The 23,449-nt window shown below is 29.8% G+C and carries 20 protein-coding genes and 1 other annotated feature; of the genes, 3 read left to right on the plus strand and 17 right to left on the minus strand.

The features are described 5' to 3' along the window. The 3 genes from I4U58_RS04545 to I4U58_RS04555 all read right to left on the minus strand — a co-directional run. A partial coding sequence (locus I4U58_RS04545) for a DEAD/DEAH box helicase (RefSeq protein ID WP_243269558.1) occupies positions 1 to 1,673 on the minus strand: 1,673 nt, incomplete at its 3' end. Between the two features lie 135 nt (positions 1,674 to 1,808). Continuing rightward, positions 1,809 to 2,168 carry a hypothetical protein gene (locus tag I4U58_RS04550; RefSeq protein WP_195929855.1) on the minus strand — a complete coding sequence of 120 codons (360 nt, stop codon included), beginning with the start codon at positions 2,166 to 2,168 and terminating at the stop codon, positions 1,809 to 1,811. A gap of 111 nt (positions 2,169 to 2,279) precedes the next feature. After that, positions 2,280 to 3,233, minus strand: coding sequence for a calcium/sodium antiporter (locus tag I4U58_RS04555; protein ID WP_195929856.1), 954 nt, complete (start codon positions 3,231 to 3,233; stop codon positions 2,280 to 2,282). A gap of 399 nt (positions 3,234 to 3,632) precedes the next feature. Here I4U58_RS04555 and pflB point away from each other — a divergent pair, with 399 nt between their 5' ends. Next, positions 3,633 to 5,867, plus strand: coding sequence for a formate C-acetyltransferase (gene pflB / locus I4U58_RS04560; RefSeq protein WP_195929857.1), 2,235 nt, complete (start codon positions 3,633 to 3,635; stop codon positions 5,865 to 5,867). A 279-nt stretch (positions 5,868 to 6,146) separates the two neighbouring features. Next, on the plus strand, positions 6,147 to 6,893 hold the full coding sequence (gene pflA, locus I4U58_RS04565) for a pyruvate formate-lyase-activating protein (protein WP_195929858.1): 747 nt from the start codon (positions 6,147 to 6,149) through the stop codon (positions 6,891 to 6,893). 285 nt (positions 6,894 to 7,178) lie between these two features. On the opposite strand, the gene I4U58_RS04570 is transcribed toward pflA, so the two are convergent. The 7 genes from I4U58_RS04570 to I4U58_RS04600 all read right to left on the minus strand — a co-directional run bounded on the left by I4U58_RS04570 (position 7,179) and on the right by I4U58_RS04600 (position 12,944). Further along, positions 7,179 to 7,721: an ATP-binding cassette domain-containing protein gene (locus tag I4U58_RS04570; protein WP_195929869.1), complete on the minus strand. Its 543-nt coding sequence runs from the start codon at positions 7,719 to 7,721 to the stop codon at positions 7,179 to 7,181. An 81-nt stretch (positions 7,722 to 7,802) separates the two neighbouring features. Continuing rightward, complete coding sequence (locus I4U58_RS04575; RefSeq protein ID WP_195929859.1) at positions 7,803 to 8,942, minus strand: PatB family C-S lyase; 1,140 nt, start codon at positions 8,940 to 8,942, stop codon at positions 7,803 to 7,805. 40 nt (positions 8,943 to 8,982) lie between these two features. Further along, positions 8,983 to 9,468 carry an amino acid ABC transporter permease gene (locus I4U58_RS04580; RefSeq protein WP_195929870.1) on the minus strand — a complete coding sequence of 162 codons (486 nt, stop codon included), beginning with the start codon at positions 9,466 to 9,468 and terminating at the stop codon, positions 8,983 to 8,985. A 105-nt stretch (positions 9,469 to 9,573) separates the two neighbouring features. Next, the gene (locus tag I4U58_RS04585; RefSeq protein WP_195929860.1) at positions 9,574 to 9,843 is read right to left on the minus strand and encodes a DUF1847 domain-containing protein; all 270 of its coding nucleotides are present in this window, start codon (positions 9,841 to 9,843) and stop codon (positions 9,574 to 9,576) included. 264 nt (positions 9,844 to 10,107) lie between these two features. Beyond that, positions 10,108 to 10,482 (minus strand): fluoride efflux transporter CrcB, encoded by a 375-nt coding sequence (gene crcB, locus I4U58_RS04590; protein ID WP_207743820.1) that lies wholly within the window; start codon positions 10,480 to 10,482, stop codon positions 10,108 to 10,110. 18 nt (positions 10,483 to 10,500) lie between these two features. Further along, entirely contained in the window at positions 10,501 to 11,694 is a 1,194-nt protein-coding gene (gene thiI, locus I4U58_RS04595) for a tRNA uracil 4-sulfurtransferase ThiI (RefSeq protein ID WP_195929861.1), read from the minus strand. A gap of 95 nt (positions 11,695 to 11,789) precedes the next feature. After that, positions 11,790 to 12,944 (minus strand): cysteine desulfurase family protein, encoded by a 1,155-nt coding sequence (locus tag I4U58_RS04600; RefSeq protein ID WP_195929862.1) that lies wholly within the window; start codon positions 12,942 to 12,944, stop codon positions 11,790 to 11,792. 1,005 nt (positions 12,945 to 13,949) lie between these two features. Here I4U58_RS04600 and I4U58_RS04605 point away from each other — a divergent pair. Next, positions 13,950 to 14,945 carry an asparaginase gene (locus tag I4U58_RS04605; RefSeq protein WP_195929863.1) on the plus strand — a complete coding sequence of 332 codons (996 nt, stop codon included), beginning with the start codon at positions 13,950 to 13,952 and terminating at the stop codon, positions 14,943 to 14,945. 151 nt (positions 14,946 to 15,096) lie between these two features. Here I4U58_RS04605 and I4U58_RS04610 read toward each other — a convergent pair whose 3' ends face one another. The 7 genes from I4U58_RS04610 to I4U58_RS04640 form a co-directional block, all read right to left on the minus strand. Next, positions 15,097 to 15,819, minus strand: a complete 723-nt coding sequence (locus I4U58_RS04610) for an amino acid ABC transporter ATP-binding protein (RefSeq protein ID WP_195929864.1) — start codon at positions 15,817 to 15,819, stop codon at positions 15,097 to 15,099. A 17-nt stretch (positions 15,820 to 15,836) separates the two neighbouring features. Continuing rightward, on the minus strand, positions 15,837 to 16,508 hold the full coding sequence (locus I4U58_RS04615) for an amino acid ABC transporter permease (protein ID WP_195929865.1): 672 nt from the start codon (positions 16,506 to 16,508) through the stop codon (positions 15,837 to 15,839). Between the two features lie 27 nt (positions 16,509 to 16,535). Next, entirely contained in the window at positions 16,536 to 17,366 is an 831-nt protein-coding gene (locus tag I4U58_RS04620) for a transporter substrate-binding domain-containing protein (RefSeq protein ID WP_195929866.1), read from the minus strand. Positions 17,367 to 17,427: 61 nt separating this feature from the next. Continuing rightward, positions 17,428 to 17,645 (minus strand) — a binding site (T-box leader). Between the two features lie 97 nt (positions 17,646 to 17,742). Further along, positions 17,743 to 19,785: an ATP-dependent helicase gene (locus I4U58_RS04625; protein WP_195929867.1), complete on the minus strand. Its 2,043-nt coding sequence runs from the start codon at positions 19,783 to 19,785 to the stop codon at positions 17,743 to 17,745. 195 nt (positions 19,786 to 19,980) lie between these two features. Then, positions 19,981 to 21,558: a ClC family H(+)/Cl(-) exchange transporter gene (locus I4U58_RS04630; protein ID WP_347708162.1), complete on the minus strand. Its 1,578-nt coding sequence runs from the start codon at positions 21,556 to 21,558 to the stop codon at positions 19,981 to 19,983. Positions 21,559 to 21,759: 201 nt separating this feature from the next. Further along, positions 21,760 to 22,488 (minus strand): class I SAM-dependent methyltransferase, encoded by a 729-nt coding sequence (locus I4U58_RS04635; RefSeq protein WP_195929868.1) that lies wholly within the window; start codon positions 22,486 to 22,488, stop codon positions 21,760 to 21,762. Between the two features lie 49 nt (positions 22,489 to 22,537). Further along, the gene (locus tag I4U58_RS04640) at positions 22,538 to 23,305 is read right to left on the minus strand and encodes a class I SAM-dependent methyltransferase (RefSeq protein ID WP_207743821.1); all 768 of its coding nucleotides are present in this window, start codon (positions 23,303 to 23,305) and stop codon (positions 22,538 to 22,540) included. Positions 23,306 to 23,449: the final 144 nt, after the last annotated feature.

Consider the following 23,449-nt stretch of genomic DNA (forward strand, 5'->3'; position numbering starts at 1 on the left):
ATTTCTAAAAGTTTTGGTGCTGGTATTTCTATAACAACATGGTCATCTTCTTTTACAGCATATTTTGCTTTTTCTATATTAATTTTGTTACCTTTGATTTTAACATTTTTTAATTTTTCTAAAACTTTTTTAGCATTTGCTTTTGGAACTTCAACAAATGTATATTTGTCATATATATCTATTGTTCCAACTAATTTTCCAGGTATTCCAGCTTCTCCAGCTATAGCTCCAACTATATCTTTAGCTTGAACTCTTTGTTTTCTACCTACGTTTATGAATAATCTAACCATTCCGTGCTCAGCACCAGTTGAACCTTTTTTAGATTTTTTAGATTTTCTAGCTTCTTTTCTAGATGGTTCTTCGATTATTTCTTCTTTTAATTCTTCTCCCATAGATAACTTAACTAATGCAGCAGCTACTTCTAAAGTTGATAATTCTTCTTCTGCACATAAAGATTCTACCCAGCTTATTTGTTTTGCTAAGCTACTATCTTTAACAGTTTCTTTAACTTGTTTGAAGAATGCAGCAACTTTCTTTTCTTCAACGTCTGCTATAGTAGGTATACCATGTTTAACTAATTTACATTTAGTATATCTTTCTATATCTCTCATTTTTCTCATTTCTTTTCCATATACGAAACTGAAAGATACACCTTCTCTACCAGCACGACCAGTTCTACCTATTCTGTGAACATAGTATTCTTCGTCTTGTGGTAAATCGTAGTTAAATACCATATCTACGTCATCTACATCTATACCTCTAGCAGCAACATCTGTAGCAACTAGTATGTCTATAGTACCTTGTCTAAACTTGTCCATTACGATATCTCTTTGAGTTTGTTTAAGGTCTCCATGTAGTGCATCTGCAAAGTATCCTCTAGCTTGAAGTTCACTAACTAATTCGTCAGAACCTCTCTTAGTATTACAGAATACAACTGATAATTTTGGATTATATACATCTATTAATCTACATAATACTTCTAATTTGTTCGCTCTTCTTGTTTCAATGTAGAATTGTTTTATGTTTGGAACTGTAAGTTCTTTTCTAACTACTTTTATCATTTCCGGTTCATGTTGATATAATTTAGTTAACTCTAAAATTTCTTTTGGCATAGTAGCTGAGAAGAAAGTAGTTTGTCTTTCTATTGGAGTTTGGTTTAATATTAACTCTATATCTTCTCTGAATCCCATGTCTAACATTTCATCAGCTTCATCAAGCACTACCATTTTTACATCATCTAATTTTAAAGTTTTTCTGTTTATATGATCTATTACACGTCCTGGAGTTCCTATTACAACTTGTACTCCACTCTTTAATGCTTTTATTTGTCTATCTATTGGTTGACCACCGTAAACTGGTAATGTTTTAATTCCGCTCTTAAACTTACCAAGCTTTCTTATTTCCTTAGAAACTTGTATCGCTAATTCTCTTGTAGGACATAATACGATTGCTTGTAAATGTTTGTTATTTGGGTCTACTTTTTCAAGTATAGGTATACTGAATGCTGCAGTTTTTCCTGTACCTGTTTGAGCTTGCCCTATAACGTCTTTTCCTGATAAAATAACAGGTATTGACTGAGCTTGTATTGGTGATGGCTCTTCAAATCCTATTTCCGCAATTGATCTTTTTATCTCATCACTAATTGGTAAATCTTCAAATTTTGTTATATTCATATTAATTGTTTATTTCCTTTCCGTTTTCATAATTCCTAACCTATCCCATTATATATTTAAATCATTTATTATGCAAACTTATTTTTTCCGAAAGCAAAACAATTTATACTGATGTGAAATCAACGCTTGTATAGATTAATAACTTCTCAAAGACTTTATCAATCTTTTAACAAATTTGAATAGATAAAAAATCAAAATAATTAAAAGTAAACCCCTTAAAATAATCGCTATCGTCTTAAAAACTAACATCCCAATTATGCCTATAATGACCATCAAGCTACCGTATCTACTATTCATTTTTGCAAATTCTTGTGAATAAAATAACTCATATAAAAAGCTATTTTTTATTTTTATAAAAAAATTATTTTTTTTAGTTTTGTTTAGAGCAAGTTCATTGCCATTATACCTACTCCTATCCCAAATCATTTTATATTGAATTTTGCTAAATAAAATCATACTTGCACCAATTATCGCTATGTAAAAAAATAAATCCATAATAATCCCCCTTATTCTAAATTTTTTATTACTATTTATATAAGTATTGTTATGTTTTTATAAAAATAAAAATATAACTAGTTAAAATCTAGTTATATTTTAAAATAAGTATTAAATCATATATGTATAATAAAGAACAGCTAAATAAGTTATGTACGTTGCCAACATTAATAATCCCTGAAGTCTATATAATTTATGCTTTATAATAGTAGGAATTATTAAAATTAAAACTAAAATTATCATAAAAGGATAATCCACTCTGATATTTTGTGAAAGTATAGGTATTGAATTTGGTATAGATGAAATAGCAATTACGGACACAATATTTAAAATATTAGCCCCTAGGATATTCCCAACACATATCTCATGATGTTTCTTTCTAACCGCTGTAATAGATGAGACTAATTCTGGTAATGAAGTCCCTAAGGCAATAACAGTTAAGCTTATTATTCCTTGAGGTATTCCGATAAAACTCGCTATCTCTACTCCATTATCAACTAATAATCTGGAACCAACTATCATCATAATTAGCCCAGAAAAAAATGATAATGCAATCTTTCCACCAGACATATCACTTTGCTGTGTCATACAATAATAAAGATAATTTTTACTTGTATCATTTAATATTCCCTTATAATTTGTATACATATACAATGCTAAAAGCATTAATAATATACAACCATCGCCTTTAGTAATAGATCCATCTAATCCTAAAATAATTAAAGTTATAATAGATAATAATAATATAGTAGATTTGGATGCAAACATCTTTCTATCTGCTTTAAATGGACTTACAAACACAACCATACCTAAAATTAGCCCAGTATTGCATATTATAGAACCGACTGCATTTCCTAAACTCATTGTTGTATGGTTGTCTATAGATGCAAACAAAGATACTGTAAGTTCTGGCAATGTAGTCGCAAAACTTACTATGGTAGCTCCCAAAATTAATTCTGATATATTAGTCTTCCTACCAATTTCTACAGTAGCATTTATAAAAAAGTCAGCACCCTTAGATATCAACACAAAACCTATTAAAAATAAAATAACTACTATTACCATTGTCATCCCTCCTATATATAATAAATATTCACTTTTGTGAAAAAAATGTATAAGTAATCATGTATTATAACTTTTTATCAAAATTTAAAAGCTAGTATTTGCAAGGCCAAAGGGGTATATTTTTAAATTTTCTAAATTTATTTTCAGATTTTTGTTTAAACTCTATTTAGGCGGGTAAATATAAAAATATAACAAAGGACAACAGATTTTTAATAATTTTATTTTAAAAATCTTGTATACAATATACTTGATATATGATATTATAAACGTATAAAAACGAAATATATCTAGCTAGATTTTTTAATATTTTTTATAGGAATATAAATTCCTACAAGTTACAAAATAAATAATAATTAAAATAGTATCCAAACTATATAAGACATTTAGGAGGAAGCTTACATGAATAACGCATGGCAAGGATTCAAACAAGGTAGATGGACAAAAGAAATAGATGTTAGAGGATTTATCCAAGCTAACTACACTCCATATGAAGGAGATAGTTCTTTCTTAGCTGGAGCAACTGAAAATACTACAAAACTTTGGGATGAAGTTTTAGAATTATTCAAAAAAGAAAGAGAAAATGGTGGAACATTAGACGTTGATACAAAAACTGTATCTGCTATAGACGCTTATGCTCCTGGTTATATAGATAAAGATTTAGAAACAATAGTAGGTTTACAAACTGATGCACCTTTAAAAAGAGCTATAATGCCTGAAGGTGGTATAAGAATGGTTGAAACTTCTTGTAAAGCTTACGGATTCGAATGTGATCCACAAGTAAGTGAAATATTCACTAAATACAGAAAAACTCACAACCAAGGTGTTTTCGATGCTTATACAACAGAAATGAGAGCTGCTAGAAAATCTGGTATAATAACTGGTTTACCAGATGCTTACGGTAGAGGTAGAATAATAGGTGACTACAGAAGAGTTGCTTTATACGGTGTTGATAGATTAATAGAAGATAAAATGCAACAAAAGCTTTCTTTAGAAGTTTCTTGCATGGACGAAGATGTAATAAGATTAAGAGAAGAATTATCTGATCAAATAAAAGCTTTAGAAGCTTTAAAAAGAATGGGTGAAAGCTACGGATTTGATATATCAAAACCAGCTACTAACTCAAGAGAAGCTGTACAATGGTTATACTTCGCTTACTTAGCAGCTATAAAAGATCAAAATGGTGCTGCAATGAGTATCGGTAGAACTTCTACTTTCTTAGATATATACTTCGAAAGAGATTTAAAAGCTGGATTAATAACTGAAGAAGAAGTTCAAGAATTAATGGACCACTTCGTTATGAAATTAAGAATGGTTAAATTCTTAAGAACTCCAGATTACAATGATTTATTCTCAGGTGACCCAACTTGGGTAACAGAATCAATAGGTGGACAAGGTATAGATGGTAGAACATTAGTAACTAAAAACTCATTCAGGGTTTTAAATACTCTTTACACTCTTGGACCATCACCAGAACCAAACTTAACAGTACTTTGGTCTAACCACTTCCCACAAGGATTCAAAGATTTCTGTTCTCAAGTATCAATAGATACAAGTTCAGTTCAATATGAAAACGACGACTTAATGAGACCATACTGGGGAGATGACTACGGAATAGCTTGTTGTGTATCTGCAATGAAAATAGGTAAACAAATGCAATTCTTCGGAGCTAGAGTTAACTTAGCTAAAACATTATTATACGCTATAAACGGTGGGGTTGATGAAAAATCAGGTGCTCAAGTAGGACCAAGATTTGAACCAATAACTTCTGAATACTTAGATTACGATGAAGTAATGGCTAGATTCGAACCATTCACTGATTGGTTAGCTAACTTATATGTAAATACATTAAACATAATCCACTACATGCATGATAAATATTCATATGAAGCTTTAGAAATGGCTTTACATGATAGAGATGTATTTAGAACTATGGCTTGTGGTATAGCTGGTCTTTCAGTTTGTGCTGACTCTTTATCAGCTATAAAATACGCTAAAGTTAAAGCTATAAGAAATGAAGAAGGCGTAGCAGTTGACTTCGAAATAGAAGGAGACTATCCAAAATACGGAAACAACGATGATAGAGCTGATGAAATAGCTTGCTACTTAGTTGAGTCTATGATGAACAAAATAAGAAAAAATAAAACTTATAGAAATTCTTATCATACTCAATCAGTTCTTACTATAACTTCAAACGTTGTTTACGGTAAGAAAACTGGTAACACTCCAGACGGAAGAAGAGCTGGACAACCATTTGCTCCAGGTGCTAACCCAATGCACGGAAGAGATAACAGTGGTGCATTAGCTTCATTATCATCAGTAGCTAAATTACCATACGAACATTCACAAGATGGTATATCAAATACTTTCTCTATAGTACCAGGTGCTCTTGGAAAAACTAAAGAAGAAAGAATTACAAACTTATCATCAATGATGGACGGATACTTCGGACAAAACGCTCATCACTTAAACGTAAACGTGTTCGATAGATCAACTTTAGAAGATGCAATGGAACATCCAGAAAAATATCCTCAATTAACTATAAGAGTTTCAGGATATGCAGTTAACTTCATAAAATTAACTAAAGAACAACAATTAGATGTTATAAACAGAACTTTCCATGGTAAAATGGCTTAATATTTAATTAAAATATAATTAAAATTAAATTACAATAACAACAAAGCCCCAAAGAACTGTAAAGTTCTCTGGGGCTTTGTCTTATATAAATTATTTTTTTAGTAGACATTTCTAAATTATTGATTTATAATAATCTCATAATACTACTTAATGTATACAATATTCCAATAGATTTTAGAAATTCTACTTAATTATTATTTCTTACACAGAATAATAAATATCACTTTAGAAAATTATATTTACAGATATAATAATCTAATTCTATATGGAGGCTTGAATATGTTAAAAGGAAGGGTTCACTCAATTGAAACATTTGGAACAGTTGATGGTCCAGGTATAAGATATATAATATTTTTCCAAGGTTGTCCACTAAGATGTAAATACTGTCATAACAGAGACACTTGGAAACCAAATTGCGGAAAGGAATACACTTCTGATGAACTAGTACAAGATATAGTAAAATATCAATCATACATGCAGTTCTCTGGTGGTGGTGTAACAGCATCAGGTGGAGAAGCTACTCTACAAGCTGATTTCGTTGCAGAACTATTCGCAAAATGTAAAGAATTAGGCATACATACATGTCTTGATACAGCAGGATTTGTCGATATCGAAAAAGTTGATAAATTATTAGACTACACTGACCTTGTTTTATTAGATATAAAACATATAGACAATGAAAAATGCAAAAAACTAACAGGTGTTGGTAATGAAAAAGCACTTAAATTAGCAAAACATTTAGATGAAAGAAATATCCCTGTTTGGATTAGACAAGTTCTTATCCCAGGTATAACAGATGATCAAGCCGATTTAGAAAAATTAGGACAATTCATCTCTACTCTAAATAATGTTGACCGTGTTGAATTTTTACCATATCACGGTATGGGAATTCACAAATGGGAGAACATGGGATTTGAATACGAACTTAAAGACGTACAAGAACCTACTGCTGAAGAAGTTAAACGTGCTAGTGATATTGTTGAATCATTCGGTGTAGAAGTTCATAATAATAAAGTTGCTAAATAGTATCCATCTTGGATATTATTATAGATAAGTCAATGCATTATTTTATTAATGTATACTTTAAAAGCATATAAAGATTCTATGATTTATCAAATTAATATAATTTTTATATGTAATTAAAATGCCCTTATATATTTTTAAAGTTATTAAACTTTATAATTTTTTTATACTTTGGAAGTCTGAATAAGACTTCTTTTTATTTTACAAAAAATAAGACATTAAAAAGTGCATCTTTAGATACTATCTGTATCTCAGATGCACTTTTTTATTATTAATACCCTATTTAAATTATATAGTGTAGTTTTCTGAAGTCTCTAAAAGCATAAATCGTGATAAAAATTGTTTTGTTCTATCTTCTTTTGGTCTTGTAAATATTTCTTTTGGAGTCCCCTGCTCTACTATAACTCCCTTATCCATAAATACAACTCTATCTGCTACATCTCTAGCAAATGCCATTTCATGCGTTACTACTATCATTTTATGGACGATAACAAGACCTTCCATCACATTTTCTATAAGGGTTTTATGGCTGAATAAGTTATAATTTTGAAATACCATTGCTGTATTTCTTCTTAAATCTATTATCTTCTTTTTTTGATTTTTTCCGATATCTTGGCAATCTACGATATGACCATCGATATCAATAATTCCTTTGTCTGCAGTCTCTAAAAAGTTTAAACATCTTAAAAATGTTGTTTTGCCAGAACCACTAGGCCCTAAAATTGCAACAACTTCACCCTTTTTTATCTCCATATTTATTCCCTTTAATACCTCAACATCTTCAAACGATTTGTGTAAATTTTTTATACTTACTACAGTAGTTTTATCCATATTAATTAACAAATATAAAATTAAATCTTGATTATAATAAATAAAATTCAATAAGTAAAATTTAATTTTATATCCCCTTTCTTATTTATTATTTATTTCATTTACTGCCCTCTCCACTCTATCTAACGCTTCTGTCAAAGTTCTTCTTGTGCAGGCAAAATTGGCTCTTAAATATCCATCTTTACCGAAGTCTTTTCCATTTGAAAAATTAACACCTGCTCTCTCTCTGAAAAATTCCCATGGATTTTCTAAATTAAGCTCAGTCGGGTCTATCCACGCAAGATAAGTCCCTTGGTTGTGATTAATAGATAAACCATCTATATTAGATATTCTATCTTCTAAATAATCTCTATTGTCTTTTAGATAGTCTAGTAGTTCCTCTCTCCAATCATCACATTCAGTATATGCCGCTTTTATCGCCTTTATTGTCAGTGCATTTGGTGTTGCGAACAATCCATTTGCTAATTTTCTGTATTTCTCTCTTATTTCATCATTTGGAATTATTGAAAATGCAAAAGGTATTGCTGCTATATTGTATGTCTTTCCTGCACTTGTAAAAGTAATACTTCTATTTTTCATCTCTTCATTTATTGTAAATGCTGGTATGTGATTTCCCTCGAAAATAAGTTGACTGTGTATCTCATCTGATATAAGAAGTAAATCATGCTCTATTATAAACTGTGATAATCTATCTAGTTCTTCTTTTGTAAATACTCTCCCAACTGGGTTGTGTGGGTTACAAAGTACAAATGCTTTAACATCATTATCAATTTGTCTCTCCATTTCATCCCAATCGAAAGTATAAACTCCATCTACTTTAGTTAAAGGTATTTCTTGATATTCACAATTAGCTTCTTCTGGCAATTTTCTTATATGCGAATACATCGGCGTGTTATAAAGTATTTTTCCACCTGCAAGTCTGCATGCTAAGTTGCTTCCTGGCATAAGACTAGGAACCCATACTATCCAATCTTTATCTATTTCATAGTCATAATTCTTTTTATAATAATCTACTACTACATCTTTTAACTCCCAATCATGTGAAGTATAACCAAAAATTCCATGATCAACTCTATCTTTTATTGCATCAATAATCTTTTGTGGAGCTTTAAAGTCCATATCTGCAATCCAAAGAGGTATATAGTCTCCCCCTTGATAGTCCCATTTTGCGCAATGTGTATTTTTTCTGTTTATTTCAGCATCAAAGTCGTATTTTTTCATCTTATCTTCCCCATTTTTTTAAATTTATTTTTACGTTTTATTAATCGTATTCCCCACGTATTAAATTTTGTTTTACTAATTCCCCTTTACCTATTTTTTCAACCCTCTCATCAAGCTTACTTTTTATAAGTACTTTCTTGCTTTTAAAATCTATTTTGTTTTCTAGTTTTTTAGTTGCAAATTCTATAACTAAGCACACCCCCCAATATACCAACGCTGCAGCTATATAAACTTCAAAATATCTGAGATTTCTCCCACTTGCTACTTTTGCTGCTCCCATAATATCCTGAACAGCCACTGTAAATGCCAACGATGTATTTTTCAATAATCCTATAAGTGTATTCCCCAGTATTGGCAATGCTACTAAAAGTGCTTGCGGAAGTATGACTCTTCTCATAGTTTGAAAATTGGTCATACCTAATGACATAGCTGCCTCTATTTCATTTTTGTCAATTGATAATATTGTAGCACGTATTGTCTCAGAAAGGTACGCTGCTTCATTTAATTTATATTTCTGTAGTTTTATTTTCTAACTCATCATCGAACTTTAATTCACGAAGGTATTTATAGTAAGATTTTATATTATTTAAGGCTGCTACTGGATTATTTCCTAATAATCTATCTTTTACAATTAAAGTAGTTGTTTTTTAGCACCTAATTTTTTAGCCCATCGAATTGTCTCTTCTACACGAGATGCTCTACAGTAAAAATCAGCTTCTATCTCGGCACTTGCCCTAGCTATTTTTAAATTTTCTTCGTCGTCTAAATAATTTTTTTTGCTTTCATCTACTTCTTCCTTACTTAGAGTTTTTGATACACAAAAACTTGGGTATTTGTTTTTCCCAGTTGAACATTTTTTAACACTACAGTCTACACATGTAAAACACTTATTATTTTCCATCTTATCCCCCCATATTTAATTAATTATTTTTATTCTCCCCTATTTCCTACTATGTTAGTATGATTAATATGTTTTAAATAGTAGTATACTTTACCAATATATGTCAACATTTTTATTATACTTTTTAAAATACTTTATTTAATAAAGACAAATTCACCTCATTCATAGAGCCAATGACTTCGTCCGCTTCTTAAGATAATACGCTTGAAATTAAAAAAAGCAATATATAAAGATCTGTATATCTTTATATATTGCTATCTTTTATTATATTAAATTTATAAGAATACTTTTACCTATAACTACTCCAATTAAACTAAGTATAACATTTAAAATTATATTTACCATTGCACTTATATAACTTCCATCAGAGAAAAGACCTACTGTCTCATAACTAAATGTAGAAAAAGTAGTAAGCCCTCCCATAAGTCCTGTAGTTAAGAATAATTTCATTTGTGGCGAAATCACATTAGTTTTTGAATTTAATTCTAAAATAAATCCTATAAGTAATCCGCCTAAAATATTTACAAATAATGTTCCTATAGGTATTCGTCCAGTAAAAAACTTAGATGCCTGCATTGATATAAGATATCTGGATATAGCACCTATAAATCCACCCAAACCAACACACAAAATCTCCATAATTACTAAATACTCTCCCTAGAATTCTATAATTTCAACTTCCATTTTTTCTATAGCATCAGCTATTAAACCTTCTACATCTAAAGATGCTTCGTCAGCTTCTATTCTGTCTAATTTAGGTTTTGTAACTGGTCTTTTTGGAGCAAATACTGAACAACAATCTTCTTCTGGTATTATTGATGTTTCAAATGTTCCTATAGTTTTAGCTACATCGATTATTTCAGTTTTATCCATTGCGATTAATGGTCTGAAAACTGGCATACTTACAGATGCATTTGTACAAGTAAGACCTTGTATTGTTTGTGATGCAACTTGTCCTATACTTTCACCAGTAACTAATGCGTCACATCTTCTTAATTTACCTACTTCTTCAGCTATTCTCATCATAAAACGTCTAGATATTATAGTCATAGCTTCTTCTTTACAGTTTGCACCAACAGCTTTTTGTATTTCTAGTAAGTTAACTTTATGAAGTCTAACTTTTCCACAGTATTTAGCTAATATTCTTGCTAAATCTCTTACTTTTTCCATTGATTTTTCGCTTGTGAAAGGATATGTGTGGAAGTGTATACATTCAACTTCTACCCCTCTTTTTGCAACCATCCATGATGCAACAGGAGAGTCTATACCACCAGATAATAAAGACATAGCTTTACCATTAGTTCCTATTGGAAGACCACCATAACCAGGCACAGTATCACTATAAGCTACTACATTGTGCTCTCTAAGTTCACATTTTATTTTTGTTTCTGGATTTCTTAATTCAACTGGTATTTTTCCTTCAGTTTTGCTTAATAAGTATCCACCTATATCTATACTCATTTCTTGAGATGTCATTCTGAATGACTTATCTCCTCTTCTACTTTCAACTTTGAAGTTTTTGCATCCTTGTTCTATTTTTTCTTCTAAAACTTTTAATGCAGTCTCTTGTAATAATTGATAAGCTTCTTCGATATCGTCTGATTTTCTGTCTAATTTTATAACTGGACATACTCCAACTATACCGAATACTTTTTTAACTTCTTCCATTACTTCTTCATAGTCGTAGTCACCAAGTTCAACATAAACTCTTCCGTATTCTTTGTATACATCGAATTTACCTAATGGTTTTAACATATTTTTTATGTTTTTTATTAATTTATTTTCGAATATATATCTGTTTTTTCCTTTGATTCCTATTTCTCCGTATTTTACAATTAACGCGTTATACACTTTCTCACGTTGCCAAAATTATTATCCTGGCATACTCCTTTCTTTTAATTATCTTCCTCTTTATTTTTACTCTATTTCTAGATTTTATTTATATACTATCTTCTTCTTCCTATTATCATTCTTAAATCTGATACAGATTCTTTTAAAACTTTAATAGTTTCTAGTATTTCTTCTTTTGTATTTAAATCGCTTAAACTAAATCTTATAGCTCCTTCAATTTCTTCTGGAGTTAAACCTATAGCATTTAGTACATGACTTCCCTTTTTCTTAGAAGAACATGCAGACCCTGTAGATACATAGATTTCTTTTTGTTCTAAATAATGAAGAAGAACTTCTCCTCTAACTCCTCTAAATGAAACATTTAAAACATGACAGACACCATCTTCAGGTGTATTTATTTTAACATCATCTATATTAGCTAATATTTCTTCTTTTAAAAGATCTCTAAGTTCTCTTATTTTGTCTATAGTCCCTTCTAAATCTTTATTTATAACTTTAACAGCTTCACCAATTCCGTATATTCCTGGTACATTTTCAGTTCCTGATCTTATTCCGATTTCTTGTCCTCCACCAGTAAGAAGTGGTTTTATTCTGTTGTTTTCTTTTACATACATAAATCCAATTCCCTTAGGACCATGTAATTTATGACCGCTGACACTCATAAAATCAATATTATATCTTGATGGTCTAAACTTAATTTTTGCATAAGATTGTACCGCATCTACATGTAAATATATTTTTTCGTCTAAAGATTTTAAGTATTTTCCGATTTCTTCTATAGGTTGTATAGTTCCGATTTCATTATTAACATGCATTATAGACACTAATATAGTTTCTTTTTTGATTGCATTTTTTAAATCTTCTATAGATATTTTTCCATCTTTATCAACTGGTAAATATGTTACTTCAAATCCTTCTGATTCTAAATCTTTAAGAGTATCTAAAACTGAAGGATGCTCTATTACTGTTGATATTATGTGGTTTTTAGTCTTTTTATTTAATCTTGCCACACTTCTTATGATGGTATTGTTACATTCAGTACCACCTGATGTGAAATATATTTCATTTTCTTTAGCACCTAAACTTCTCGCTATGTTTCTTCTTATTTCTTTTATTTCTCTTTCAACTTCTATACCTTTTTTGTGTATAGATGAAGGATTTCCATATTGAGTAGTAAGAGCTAGAACCATTTTATCGACAACTTCTTGATATGGTTTTGTTGTTGCACTATTATCTAAATAAATTTCCATATTACTACACCGTCCTTTTTATCAAATATTTATATAAATTTATACAATAATTCGTTTATATTCGAGCTTTTAGATAAAAAATCTAATCTATCTGAATGACTTATATATTATACCATTAAAGCCTTTAATTTTTAAGGTTTTAGGATTAAAAATATTATCTTTTGACTGTAAATAAATTCACTTAAATTTATTCCCTAGCATTTCTGTATAATTTTTTCCAATCAATTAATTTCTGTATTATGATTTTATTTTTTTCTTAATATTTTATATTTTAATAATAAATAATTATCAAAGTATTGGTAATACTATATAAAATTACGATTTTTCTAATTACCAAAAAATACCATTTGATTTTTATGTCGAATTTTGCTATTATAAATTTAAGGTTATCCCCCAGATAGCCATACTAATATTTCTATTCGAATACCCCTTTTGAGAATAGACTTTATATTATTTATTATTGTTAAATTGAAACGGAATCAGTTTGACCCCTTAAAAAAAGAGCTTCCCCTGGCTCTTTTTTTGCTATTAAAAATAGAGAAGTGTTTATCACTTCTCTATTTTTTTATGTAATATTATGATTAGAAATATAGTCTATACATTCATTCAAATCTATTCCAACTAAATTTATTTTTATTTTTTTATTATTTAAGGTATTTATTATTATCGTGTCTTTGTAGTCTTTATTTATTTCGTCTTGATTGTATAAAGGATAAATAACTTTAATTGTTATGTTGTTATTTAATAATGCTTTAATTTTAAAGCCTTTGCAATCATTTTCCTACGTGTAAACTTTATTTTTTACGGAATTTTCGCCTATTTGTTTAATTTTTTAATTAATAAGTGTCATATTTTCTAATTTTATTATGTAAAAACAAAAAAATAATTAAATTATCATCTATCGGTATAAAATCAAGCATTAATCCCAAATATAAAAGATGTACATAATTGAAAACATATTATAAAATATTAAATGTAATTATATTTGACATTCGGAGGTGCATTATGCCAATTAAGAAAAAAGTAGCTGTTGTTTTCACTGGTGGAACAATATCTATGACAATAGATCCAGAACTTGGAGCGGCTATACCTAGTTTATCTGGAGAAGAAATATTATCTTTAGCAACTAACATAAACAAAGTTGCTACAATAGAAGGTCACAATTTTGACGAAATACCAAGCCCTCACATGAGCTTTGAAAAATTAATGGAATTAAAACATTATATAAATAATCTATTAGAAAGAGAAGATATATGCGGTGTTGTTGTTACTCACGGTACGGATAGTTTAGAGGAAACTGCATATTTCTTAGATTTAGTTATAAATACTGAAAAACCTATAGTCGTTACTGGAGCTATGAGAAGTAGTTCTGAACTTGGATACGACGGATCTAGCAACTTATCTGCAGCAGTTTGTACGGCAATATCAGATTCTGCTGTTGGTAAAGGTGTTCTTGTTGCTATGAACAACGAGATCCTTCTTGCATCTGAAGTTACAAAAACAGATACACTTTCATTAAATACTTTCCAATCACCAGCTCACGGTCCTTTAGGTATAATAGACTGTAACCAACTTTTATTATTAAAAGATGCATCTAAAAAGACGTTTATAGATACTGATAAATTTGAATCAAAAGTTGCTTTATTCAAATCAGGTCTTGATATGGGCGATGATTTAATAAAATTCGCTGCTGATAGCGGATATAAAGGTATAGTAATCGAAGGTATGGGTAGAGGAAATATACCACCAGAAATGTTTAGAGGTATTGAATACGCTAGAGAAAAAGGTGTAGAAGTAGTACTTGTTTCAAGATGTTTAACTGGTAGAGTTTATGACTCTTACGGTTACTTAGGTTCTGGACGTGATTTAAAAAATATAGGATGTATATTCGGCGGAGATTTACCAGGTCAAAAAGCTAGAATAAAACTTATGTTAGCTTTAGGTAAAACTAATGATTCACAAGAAATAAAAGATTACTTCGAAAAAGGAGTATATTGTTAATATATAACTGACTTAGATTTTTAATAAAATCTATAACCAAAAAGAAAAGGAGGTTATTAAAATATTAATCGATTAGTATTTTAATAACCTCCTTCTGTTTATCTAAAGCAACGGAATCTTTGATTCGTTGGCGCCATGAGCGCAGCGAATTTTATAGTATTTTTGAGAAGAATTCTCTTGCTCTTTCGTGTGTTGGATGCTCGAAAACAACTTCTGGTTTGTCGTCTTCAATTATCTTTCCTCCATCTACAAATAGCAGTCTATCTGATACTTCTTTTGCAAATCCCATCTCATGTGTTACTATAGCCATTGTCATACCATCTTCTGCTAATTCCTTTATAACATCTAAAACTTCTTTTACCATTTCTGGGTCAAGAGCTGATGTAGGCTCATCAAATAACATCATATCAGGTTCCATCGCTAATGCTCTAGCTATTGCTATTCTTTGTTTTTGACCACCTGATAATTGTGATGGATAAGAGTCTTTTTTGTCTAATAATCCTACTCTTTCAAGTAATATCTCTGCCTTTTTGTTGGCATCTTCTCTGCTTAATTTTTTTAATCTCATTGGTGCCAAAGTAATATTGTCTAAAACAGTCATGTTAGGAAATAGATTAAAGTTTTGGAATACCATACCTATTCTTTGTCTAATTTCATCAATATTCACTTTTTTATCTGTAATATCTGTTCCTTCAAATATTATTTGCCCCTTTGTTGGAACTTCTAATAAGTTCATACATCTAAGTACTGTACTTTTTCCAGAACCACTTGGTCCAACTATTGTTACTATTTCACCTTTTTTGATTTCTAAATCAATACCTTTTATTACTTCTAAATCTCCAAATGATTTATGCAAATTCTTTATATTTATCATTTTATCACTTTCCCTTATTAATTTGATTTAGCTAGTTTCTTTTCTAATATACCAACTAATTTTGATAATATTGTTGTTAATACAAGATATATAACTGCTGCAGCTATATATGGTTCCATAGGTCTATAAACTGCTGTAACGACTATACCTGCTTTAAACATGATTTCTTGAGTTCCTATAACTGAAAGAACTGATGACTCTTTTACTAATGTTATAAATTCGTTTGCTAATGCTGGTAATACGTTTTTAACAGCTTGTGGTACTATTACAAATCTCATAGTATCTGCATATCCTAAACCTAATGATCTACTAGCTTCCATTTGCCCTTTATCAACTGATTGTATTCCTGATCTAAATATTTCTGCTATATATGCACTTGAGTTTATTGATAATGCAAATGCACCTGCGATAAATTTAGATGATATAGGCCCTATATCTGGGAAATCTATACCTACTTGTGGTAAACCAAAATAAATAATAAAAACTTGAACAAATAAAGGTGTTCCTCTTAATATTTGTACATAAGCACTAGATAAAAGCTTTAGAACTTTAAAATTTGACATTTTCATTAGACAAATCAATAAGCCAAGTACAAATCCTACTACTAAAGATACTAATGATACTAAGATAGTATATTTAGTACCTTCTAAAAGTACCCCATAGTATCCATTTAATATACTAAAATCCATAATCACATCTCCTAATTTAATTGCCTATTATTCTGCTAATTTTAAAGCTTCTTCCATGTATTTATCCATATCTCCACTATCTTCTAATCTTTTTATAGTGTCATTTATAGATTTTAAGAATGAAGTATTATCAACATTTTTACTAGATTTTTTGACTGCTGCAGCAGCAGTTTCTGCAACATCATCACCTACTGTTGTTTTACATATTGCTATATGGTCGTATTTTTTAATGTTTATTTGAGCAACTGCCTTACCAGTAACTATGACATCTATTTTACCGTTTTGAAGTTCTAACATTAAATCTGGTATTCTTTTTAATTGAGTTGCATCAGTTATTCCTAATGTATTAGTAACATAATCTGCTTGAGTTGATCCTTTTTGTACCCCTACTTTTAATTTTTTCAAATCATCTGAACTTTTTATAGAATCTTCTTTACCTTTTGCAACTATACAAACATTGCTATTTGTGTAGTATATTTCAGAGAAGTCCACACTTTTCTTTCTTTTTTCATCTGGTGTCATACCAGCTAAAACTATATCAACTTTATCAGCTTGTAATGCTCCCAATAAACCATCAAAGTCCATATCTTCGTATTCAACTTTTACTCCTATATCTTTTGCAATCTCTTGAACTACGAAATCATCAAATCCAACGATTTTATCTTCTCCATCTACAACTTTATGGAATTCATATGGAGAATATTCAGCACTTGTACCTACTTTCAATACCCCTGCATCCTTTATTTGTTGTAACTTATCTGTTTGGGCACTTGAACTTCCTGATGAACTACTGCATCCAACTAATCCCATAACCATCATTGCTGCTAATCCTGTTGCTAATAATTTTTTTAATTTCATTATTAATTCCCCCTTGTTCCTATATAAAAATTTGTATAAAAAAAGTCCCTTAGTTAAAAAACTAAGAGACGAATTACCGCGTTACCACTCTTTTTGATAATTAAAAATAAAATCTTAATTATCCACTCAAGCCTTTAAGGCAGGCATACCTCTTATCCTACTGTTATTTCAGATAGTCTTCTCCAAAGCTCTCTTCACAATAAACTCCATTGCTGACTCACACCATACTCAGCTCGCTTTAATTTATATTTATGCTACTTTCTTTTTCACAGAATTATTTGTATTAAATTAATACTAATTATAAGATATATTTTCCATTTTTGTCAATTATTTTAAATAATTTTAATTTATTTATTTTATATTATTCTTAATATTCTTATATTATTCTTATAATTTTCTTTCTTAAGCATATTTTATAGTCTAAAGTCTTTGTAGAATTTTTAAATTTTACAGTTATCATGTTGTTTTTCTTTTCTATTATTTTTCCCTCTTTAAAGGTGCTGTGATATACTTTATCTCCAACGCTAACTTGCTTTAATTCAGAGTTTAGTGGTTCTTCTATTTCGTTTATAAATCTAGAAATAGATACTTTTTTACCATATTTATTTTGTGGGCAACTTATGCATAATCTATCTTTAGCCCTTGTGATTGCAACATACATAAGTCTTCTTTCTTCTTCTATTTGTTCATCTCGTTTTTCATCATCTTCTATATCGTATGACTTTTCATGAGGTATAGTCCCATCGTTTACTCCGATTATATACACATTGTCAAACTCTAAACCTTTTGCACTGTGCATAGTTGTAAATATTACTCCATTTACTTCTTTGTGCTTTTGATTTTCTTGTAATTCATCTTTTACCTTTTCTATATGGTTTAGATATTCTTCGATAGTTTGGAAGTTTGATGAAGAACTTTCAACCTCGTTAAGTATTTCGATTAAGCCATTTGGTTTTATTTTTCTATTCATACAATAATCTAATATATACTTATCATAGTCTAGCGTGCTTCTTATATAAGAAATTGCATTTTTTGGCGATAATGCTTTTAAATAACTTAAATCTATTTCTAAGTCAGTTATTGTTTTTACTTGTTTTTGGTGTAAGTTACACTTTGTTATTAAAGCATTTAAGAAGAATTTTTCATCTTTTACTGAGTTTATGCTTTCTCTAGATATATATCTAAAAGGTTTGTTGATTATTCTTATCCAGTCTTGGTTTGAATCTGGGTCAATTGCTAATTTTAAGTATGATAATATATCTTTTGCTGCCCAGTGGTCGTATATCGTAACGACAGAATCTCTAATTACAAACGGAATCCTCATATCCATAAATACATCTACTAATGCTCTCGACTGGATATTTGTTCTGTATATTACAGCAAAATCATCATACTCAACATAATCTTCCTTTACCTTTTCTAGTATATCCTTGGCTATTTGTATAGCTTCATCTTCCGAATCTTTTGGAGTTAAATATTCCACATTTCCCTTTTCATCTTGGGCACATTTGATAACTTTATTGTATCTATTTTGATTTTTGTCAATTAATCTATTTGCAGTGCTTATTATTTCTGATTTTGACCTATAATTTATATCTAGTCTGACTTCTTTTGCCTCTTTAAAGTAGTCTTTAAATTTAAGTAAGAAATCTGGTCTTGAACCTCTAAATCCGTATATACTTTGGTCCTCATCTCCCACTACAAATATATTTTTATCTTCACCCGCAATTAATTTTAAAACTTCAAACTGAACTTTGTTAACATCTTGGAACTCATCTACTAAAATATATTTGTATACATTTCTCACAATTTCAAGCACTTGAGGATTGTTTTGTAATAAGTAGTATGTTCTGATTAACATATCGTCAAAGTCTATTTTTTTGATTTCATCTTTATAATTTTCATACATATTGTATGTATTTATAAATTCGTCTTTTGTAAGTACTTCAGAGTGAAAATCAGACTTGTCCATAAGCTCATTTTTTACATATGAGATTTCATTTATAACTTGGCCTATAAGCTCATCATCTTCCCCATTTTCTACATTTAGACTTTTTAAAATCCCTTTAAGTGCGAAACGTTTTGTCTTTTCGTCCAAAATACTATCTAAATTCATCTTTTCAAATTTTCTAAGAATCCTGAAAAATATCGCATGAAACGTACCGAAAGTTACCTTATTCATTCTAAAATCATTGCATATACTTAAGGCTCTGTTTTTCATCTCGATTGAAGATGCCTTTGTAAAACTTATCGCAAGGATTCTAGTCGGTGGTATACCTTCGTTCATGACCATATTCACAATTCTATAAGTTATTACCCTTGTCTTTCCTGACCCTGGCCCAGCCAATACCATACATGGTCCATCGACATGATTTACTGCTATTTGCTGATTTTTATTTAAATTATCTATATCTATCATATTTTCCACCTTAATGTATTAAAAATTATCACGACAATATAAAAATATACTGTCGTGATTTTATCAAATTATCTACATCATCATATTATATCAAATATACGATCAAAAATATCCTTATTTAATTGTTCTCTTATTTTGATATAAAAATACATCAAAATAAGCACTTTCATAAATATAATTTTATTTTAGCAAAAATTAATAACAACTAGCCTTCTTGCTTATATCATCTAGCACATTTGGAGCTGTTTTTTCATTTGTCATAACAGTCACCAAATCACCAGCGAGAAGTAGAGTCGACCCACAAGGTATTATTTCCTTTTCACCTCTAAGTATTGATACAACTAGACACCCCTCTGGCCATGCAATATCTTTTATATAATTGTTATCCATTACACTTCCCAACTCTACAGAAACCTCAACTAATGTCTTTTTGTTATAACTTCCTTCCAAAGAAAGATGATTACTTTGTAAAATTCTATCTAATAATGCCTCATAAATCGGTTTTGTATTTAATAAGTCAGAAACTAAAAGAGCAACTAATGACACAACTGCTAGAGAAAGTAAGTGATTAAGTGAACCTGTCATCTCAGATATTAATATAATCGCTGTTATTGGCGATTTTACTATAGCTGCAAAATGCCCAGCCATTGCTATTACTATAAAGTTTAATAAATAATGTGATGGGATATTGAAATAAGTAACCATGATAATACCTACTAAATCTCCAACTAAAGAACCTAAAGTTAATAATGGGAAGAATATACCTCCTGGCGCTCCAGAACCAAAGCATATAAAAGTAAATATAAATTTAATTATTATGTAAAATACTAATAATTTCGTCGATATATTTAAATTTTGTAAACTCATTATTAAATCATGCCCGCCACCTAATAATGATGGTAGTGTAAGTCCAACTATACCAGTTATTATAAACGGTATAATGCACTTCATTTCTATAGATAAGTTTGTCTTTTTATATAATATTTGAGATATTAATAACCCCTTATTAAAAATCGTTCCACTAATTCCTACAACAACTCCCAAAATTAATAATGCCCAATAATATTTTAACGGCATTGCTGATAATTGTTGGAAGTTCAATGATGGTTTTAATCCAAAGAAGTTTTTAGATGCAAAATCAGCTGCAAGTGATGCCGATATAGCCGAAAGAAGAACGATTGGTGAAAAGTTTTTATGCGCCTCTTCTAGCGAAAACATAACACCTGCCATAGGTGCATTAAACGCTGCAGCAAGCCCTGCACTCGCCCCACATGTTATAAAATATTTCTTTTCATTGTCCATTTTTTTCGTCGTTTCAGCAAAACCTTCTCCAACACAGGACCCAATTTGAACAGATGGACCTTCTCTCCCTAGTGATAAACCTGTCCCCAAACAGACAAGACCGCTTACAAATTTTAAAACTAAAACACTATACCACTTTTGCTTTAGCTTTCTAAGTAATATTCCCTCAACTTGGGGTATACCACTACCAGTTATCATAGGGTCTAACTTTACAGATTTTCCTACGATATATCCCAGAAATATCAGTACTGCAAATATAAGTGGTATATAGATAAAGTTTTCTCTACCCATGTTATAGAAATTTTTGAACAGAGAAAACACATTTGATAAAATAAGCCTGTGCATTACTATCACTAGTCCTACTAATAATCCTACTAATAATGATTCTGCTAGTATCCTGTACTTTTCTAGCTCGCCATAAATCAGCATTTTTTTCGTTCTTAAATGATTAGCTTTCATAAATATTTCCAATATCCTCCTATTTAATTTAATTTTATTAAAAATTTATAATTTCCACAACTTCTATTATATAAAATTGCATCAAAAAAAGCAGTGTAAAATTTTCGCACTGCTTTTTTTAATATGTAAAATATTTTATTATTTACCTTATATTTATATATTTATTTGCATATATTTTATGTTTATTTTAACTAATTTATTTTTAACTAACTTTTATATATTTTTAACTGCACAGACTTTAAACATAGGCGTTGGATTATAAAAATCATCTTTTATTTTATAAATCCTTCCGCTTACTTCACAGTCGGTTTTACATGATTCAAAACCTATTTCTTGTAGGTATTTTTCATCCCATAGAGGTCTATGTTTTTTGCTTATTTCTAGTTCTTGCTTAATATCATCACATTCCTTTACTAACTTAGAATCCATCATATTATGAGCATGTTCTTTTCCTAGCGATTTCATCTCTTCTTTTAATGAAACATGTCCATAATCGGCATCAAAGTTTAAAAGCACTCCATCTTTTTTCAAAACTCTGTACCATTCCTTATAAGCCTTTTCTATATCAGGTAATGTCCATGTCAAATTTCTAGAAATAACTACATCAAATTCCTCATCATCAAAACTCAACTCTTGTGCATTCATAACCTGAAAATCTATATCATAATTTAGCATATCAGCTATTTCCCCAGCTTTTTCTATCATTGATTCTGTCAAATCAATCCCAACAACATCATGCCCCAAAGATGCTAATATAACAGAGAAAAATCCTGGTCCACACCCAACATCTAATACTTTTAAATGTTCTTTATCTGGTAAGTTTGATATTATTTCATCTTGCCATAATTGTCTCTTATCGCTGTTTAACTCTTCTATTCTTAAGTCAGAAAAATCATTACTTCTCTTTGACCAATAACTTTCTATTCTATCTACTAAATTCATTTAAATCGCCTCCATATATCCCTTTTAAGTTGATGTATTTTTTATTTGTTTATTTCTCCCCAATTATCATAAACATAGGTGTAGAACCATAATTTAATTTTTCTTCTTTATTCCAAGTTTTTGTCCAAATATTTTGGTCTATTTGTATATTTTTAAAACCTATTTTATCTAAAACAATCTTGTCCCAAACAGGTCTTTGAATCTTGCTAAGTGGAAGTTGTCTAGCTATATCTTCCATAGAATCTATATCTGTGCATGTGTAGTGGTCCTCCATTCCAGAAAGCTCCACATTCTTTCTATCAGATTCATATTCTCTTCTTTTTTCATCATCAAATAAATGTAAATACCAATTAGCGTCAAAATTTATCATCTTTCCGCCATTTCTCAATACCTTATACCAACTTTTATAAGCTTTTTCTGGATCTTTAAGGTTCCAAGTAAGATTTCTAGTTACAATTAAATCAAACTCTCCCTCTCCAAACTCCAGATTATGTGCGTCCATTCTTCTAAACTTAATCTTATCCTTCAAATCACCTGCGTTTTCTCTCGCTTTGTTTAACATCTCTTCAGTATAATCAACAGCAGTCACATCGTACCCAGCAGATGCTAATATTATTGAGAAAAATCCTGGTCCACATCCTATATCCAATACCTTTAATCTTCTATCCCCAGCGAAAACTGGTGCATTAGATTTTATAATGTCAATCCATTCTAATTTTTTATCGCTTTTTAACTCCCCTATATTAACTTGGCAATATCCCTCTGCCCTATCAGCCCAATATCTCTCATTTTTCTTCAAAAATTCTTTCATACTCATAATTCCCACCCCTTATTTCTTTTATAAAACAAAAAATGCCATAAAAATACACGCACTTATAGAGTGCAAGTATCTTCATGACACCGTTAATTAATTATTCATTGTTAATTAAATTTTAGCACATTGTTTTTTTAGAGTCAAATA

The sequence above is a fragment of the Clostridium sp. 1001270J_160509_D11 genome, assembly GCF_015667935.1.
Lineage (GTDB): Bacteria > Bacillota > Clostridia > Peptostreptococcales > Peptostreptococcaceae > Intestinibacter.